Annotated in this window: 4 protein-coding genes; 2 read left to right on the top strand and 2 right to left on the bottom strand. The window is 73.5% G+C overall.

Annotated features, from left to right (window positions below):
* Window positions 1-100: 100 nt before the first annotated feature.
* Both ACFWAR_RS25955 and ACFWAR_RS25950 read right to left on the bottom strand, forming a co-directional pair.
* Entirely contained in the window at window positions 101-1798 is a 1698-nt protein-coding gene (locus tag ACFWAR_RS25955; RefSeq protein WP_385781617.1) for an amidase, read from the bottom strand.
* 88 nt (window positions 1799-1886) lie between these two features.
* Window positions 1887-2858, bottom strand: a complete 972-nt coding sequence (locus ACFWAR_RS25950; protein WP_385781614.1) for an alpha/beta hydrolase family protein — start codon at window positions 2856-2858, stop codon at window positions 1887-1889.
* Between the two features lie 165 nt (window positions 2859-3023).
* Here ACFWAR_RS25950 and ACFWAR_RS25945 point away from each other — a divergent pair, with 165 nt between their 5' ends.
* Both ACFWAR_RS25945 and ACFWAR_RS25940 read left to right on the top strand, forming a co-directional pair.
* Window positions 3024-3662, top strand: a complete 639-nt coding sequence (locus ACFWAR_RS25945) for a TetR/AcrR family transcriptional regulator (protein ID WP_385781611.1) — start codon at window positions 3024-3026, stop codon at window positions 3660-3662.
* A gap of 54 nt (window positions 3663-3716) precedes the next feature.
* Window positions 3717-4378 (top strand): GNAT family N-acetyltransferase (locus tag ACFWAR_RS25940; RefSeq protein ID WP_385781608.1); only part of this gene is annotated, 662 nt, incomplete at its 3' end.

The raw sequence follows: 4378 nt of genomic DNA, 5'->3' as shown, positions 1-4378 counted from the left end.
TGCTCCAACCCCCCTGTGTGTAGTGGGGTTTTTGTTTGCGTTCCGGCCCCCGGGGTTGGCCGCCCGCCCGGGCGCAATGTGCGCCGGAGCGGCAGCCGCGTCAGCGTCCGACGGCTCCGGGGCCCGTCGTCGGCAGGTAGCGCGGCGCCCGCCAGGCGTGCAGTCGGCGCTCGACCGCCGCGCCCAGGGAGAGGAGCGCCGCGTCCTGGTGGGCGCCGGCCATCAGCAGGACACCGACGGGGAGTTCTCCCACCGATCCGGCGGGCACGCTGAGCGAGGGGTAGCCCGCGACGGCCGCCGGTGTGGACGAGGGGATCACGTCGTTGTCCCCGCGCGCGCAATCGGTGGTCCAGGCCGGTGGGTTGGTCGGTGCGGCGATCGCGTCCAGATGGTGCGCGGCCATCGTCTCGTCGATCGAACGCCGCGACAGCTCGCGCAGCTCCGCCCGACCGGCGAGGTATCCGGGGTCGGTGGTCGGCGGGGCCGCGAGGGCCTGCTCGAAGAGTTCCTGACCGGCGAAGCAGCTCTGTTCCGCCGGGGTGCCGCGGTTGAAGGCGATGAGCTGGGCGAGGTCGTGCGGTCCGTTGCGGGTGGCGAGGTAGGCGTCGATGTCGCGGTGGAACTCGCTGAGCAGCGCCGGGAATTCCAGGGCCGCGAGCCGATCCTGGTAGGGCGGGGTCACCTCGACCACGTGGGCGCCCGCGTCCCGCAGCTGTCGGGCCGTGCGGGTCATGACCGCGTCCACCTCCTCGCCCAGCACGGGCAGCCGCCACAGCCCGATCCGCTTGCCCCGCAGGTCGCCACCGCCGACCGGGCCCACCGGCGGCCCGGCGTCCTGCTGCGCGGGGGCGCCGTCCTCGCGCGGCGCGCGTTCGGACATCGCCGCCAGGGTGAGGGCGACGTCGGCGACGTTGCGCGCCATGGGACCGGCCGTGTCCTGTTCGGCCGAAATGGGCACCACGCCCTGGCCGCTGACCAGGCCGAGGGTCGGTTTGAGGCCGACCACGCCGTTCATCCCCGCCGGGCAGACGATCGAGCCGTCGGTCTCGGTGCCGATCGCCACCTGGGCCAGTGACGCGGCGAGCGCGGCGCCCGACCCCGCGGACGACCCGCAGGGGTTGCGGTCGAGCACGTAGGGGTTGCGGGTCTGCCCGCCGACCGCCGACCAGCCCGAGGTGGGCTTCTGCGCGCGGAAGTTGGCCCATTCGGACAGGTTGGTCTTGCCCAGGATCACGGCGCCCGCCCGGAGCAGGCGGGTCACGAGCACGGCGTCCGAGGCGGGAGGGCTCCCCGCGAGGGCGAGCGAACCCGCCGTCGACGACTGGCCCTTGGTCTCCACGTTGTCCTTGATCAGTACCGGAATCCCGTCGAGCGGGCCGAGGGTCCTGCCCGTGCGGTGCCGTGCGTCGCTGGCGGCGGCCCGGGAGAGGGCGGTGGGATCGGTACGGAGCACGGCGTGGATGGTGGGATCGATCCTCCTGATCCGCTCCAGGTAGGCGCGGGTCAGCTCCGACGACGTCAACGATCCGGCGGCCATCCGGGCCTGGAGCTGCGCGATGGTGACCGTGTCGAGGTCGAGTCGCGCGGGGTCCCGTCGTGGCGCCGTACCCGTGGTCCCGTTGGCGCCGCCTTCGGCGGTGGCCCCGCGCGCGGCCTGGGCGGGGGCTCCGGCCCAGAGGGAACCGGCGAGCGCGGCGGCCACGAGCACGGCCGCGCCGCCGCGGCCGCCCGCCCTGCGGCGGCGGGGTGAGGTGGTGCGCGGGGTCCGTAAGGACGTGGGTGTCTGCGGGGGCTTCATCCACCCAGCCGACTACAGACCGACCTGCCGCACAAGTACGCCCCGCCGTGGTCCCCTCCCCCGCGATGCGCGCCTCCGCGCTCCCCTCCTACTTCGACGCCACCCGCCCCAGCGGCTCCGCGGCCGCGGTCAGCGCGTCCTGCGCGGTCCGCCACGCGTCGTCCCCGGGGTAGAGCGTGCTGCGCAGGTAGGCCCAGGTGAGCCGGGCGACCGCGGCGACCCGTTCGGGGTTCTCGTCCGTGGTCTCGGCGACGTCGTATCCGGAGATCCCGCCGAGCCCGTGCTCCGCGCCGAACAGGGTGAGCAGCGAGGCGGGCCCCGGGGAGAGCACGTACGGGTCGGCGTGCCAGGAGGGGCCGGCGACCGTGAGGAAGGCGGAGGCGTCCTGGTCTCCGGCGACCACGAGCGTGGGGGTCGTCATCGTGGAGAAGTCCGTGGTGAGGAAGAACGAGTAGTTCTCGACGGTGAACCGGGTCAGGGCGTCCCCGCCTCGACCGGGTGCGGCGAGCAGTACGCCCGCCTTGATCCGCGGGTCGGCCAGGTCCACCACGGTCGCGTCGTGCGGGTCGGTGAGCCGGGCGCCCAGCAGCAGGCTCGCGGTGTGCCCGCCCATCGAGTGCCCGGCCACGGCGATGCGGCTCCGGTCGATGCGGCCGAGCAGCTGCGGGACGGCGGCCTCGATCGCGTCGAGTCCGTCCAGGACGCGCTTCATGTCCTCGGCCCGGGTGCGCCAGTGCGCCACGGGCACGGGCGCGCCGGGATCGGTGGTCAGCGTCCTGGAGTCCAGGTGCGTCGGCTGGATCACGACGAAGCCGTGCGCGGCCCAGAAGTGCGCGAGCGGGGCGTAGCCGTTCAGGGAGGAGAGGTTGTTCGAGTGGCCGAGCCCGTGCGAGAGGAGGATGACCGGCAGTTCGCTCCCGGTCATCGGGGCGGACACGCGGAGCTGCAGGTCGACGGCGCGGCCGGGGGCCGGCAGCACCACCGGGCCGACCGAGAGAACGGGTGCGGGCGCGGCCTCGGCCGGGCCGAAGACGTCGGTCGGGCGTGCGGGAGTACTCATGACGAGCGTGCCTTTCGATGGACCCCTGCCGCCGGTCGTCGTACCCGTCCGGCGATGGGTGGGGCGGAGCGCCCGCCGTCAGCTAGGCTGAAAGCGGATCGTTGTTCCATTTACGATACGGATCACTGTTCCGTTTCGTCAATGCCCCACTGGACGGAGTGCGTGATGGCCACTGTGGATCGGCCGGATCAGTCGGATCGGCCGGATCGACCGGATCAGCCCAAAGGGGCCTCCGCGCGCAGCAAGAGGGCGGATGCGGTGCGCAACCAGCAGACGCTGCTCGATGCCGCCGCGGAGGTGTTCGTGACCTCGGGGATCGATGCGCCGATCCGGCAGATCGCGGCCCGGGCGGGCGTCGGGCTGGGCACGCTCTACCGCCACTTCCCGACCCGGGCGGACCTCGTCACCGCCGTGTACCGCCACCAGGTCGAGGCGTGCGCCGAGGCGGGCCCGCGCCTCCTGGCCGAGGCCGCGTCCCCGTTCGAGGCGCTGCGCCGGTGGATCGACCTCTTCGTCGACTTCCTGGTCACCAAGCACGGACTCGCGGACGCCCTCCAGTCCGACGGCGACCGCTTCACCGCGCTGCACACGCTCTTCCTCGACCGCTTGATGCCGGTCTGCGGCCACCTGCTCGACGCGGCGGCCGACGCCGGAGAGATCGAGCCCGACGTCCAGCCGTACGAACTCATGCGCGGCATCGGCAACCTGTGCATCGGGCAGGACGGCGATCCCCGGTACGCGCCCCGCCGACTGATCGAGCTGCTCCTGCGGGGGCTGCGGCGACCGACGGGCCCCGACGCCTGACGGCGCCGGGCGCCGTGGAGAGTGCTGCGCAGAGCGCTGTGGCAGGATGCCGCGATGATCTCTTCATCGGCCGTGCCGCACGTCGTTCCAGCAGGCCGCATGGCCGCCATGGAGCAGCCCGTACTCGAACTGGCCAGTGGCTGGCAGCTGCGTCCCTGGCAGCTCGGCGATGCCGATGCGCTGGTGACGGCCGGTCAGGACGCGGCGATCCGCCAGTGGAACCGCCTGCTGATCGACTCCGTGGAAGAGGCGGGCCGGAGGATCGAGCGCATGCGGCAACGGTGGCGGGCCGAACTCAGCGCGATCTGGGCCGTCGCCCGGCCCGACGGCGCGGCGGCGGGGCTGATCGGGTGCGGCGACATCGACCTACAGGGCGGCAGCGCCGAGATCGTCTACTGGCTGCTGCCGGCAGCGCGCGGCGGGGGCGTCGCCGCGGAGGCGACGGAACGCGTCAGCCGGTGGGCCTTCGACGATCTCGGCCTGCATCGGCTGCGGCTGTGCCACGCGGTGGCCAACACGGCCTCCTGCCGCGTGGCGGACAGGGCCGGGTACTCCCTCGAAGGCACCCTGCGCAGTGCGTTGCTGCACGCCGACGGGTGGCACGACGAACATCTCCACGCCCTGGTCGAGGGCGACATCCGAGGCCTCGCCGGTAGGGCCCGTCGCCACCCGGAGCGAACGGCGCCCGCCCGGGTCGGGATCTGCCGCGAGCAGAT

Origin of the sequence: Streptomyces sp. NPDC059917 (assembly GCF_042730635.1) — a bacterium.
Lineage (GTDB): Bacteria > Actinomycetota > Actinomycetes > Streptomycetales > Streptomycetaceae > Streptomyces.
This window is presented reverse-complemented; position numbering and strand designations above follow the sequence as displayed.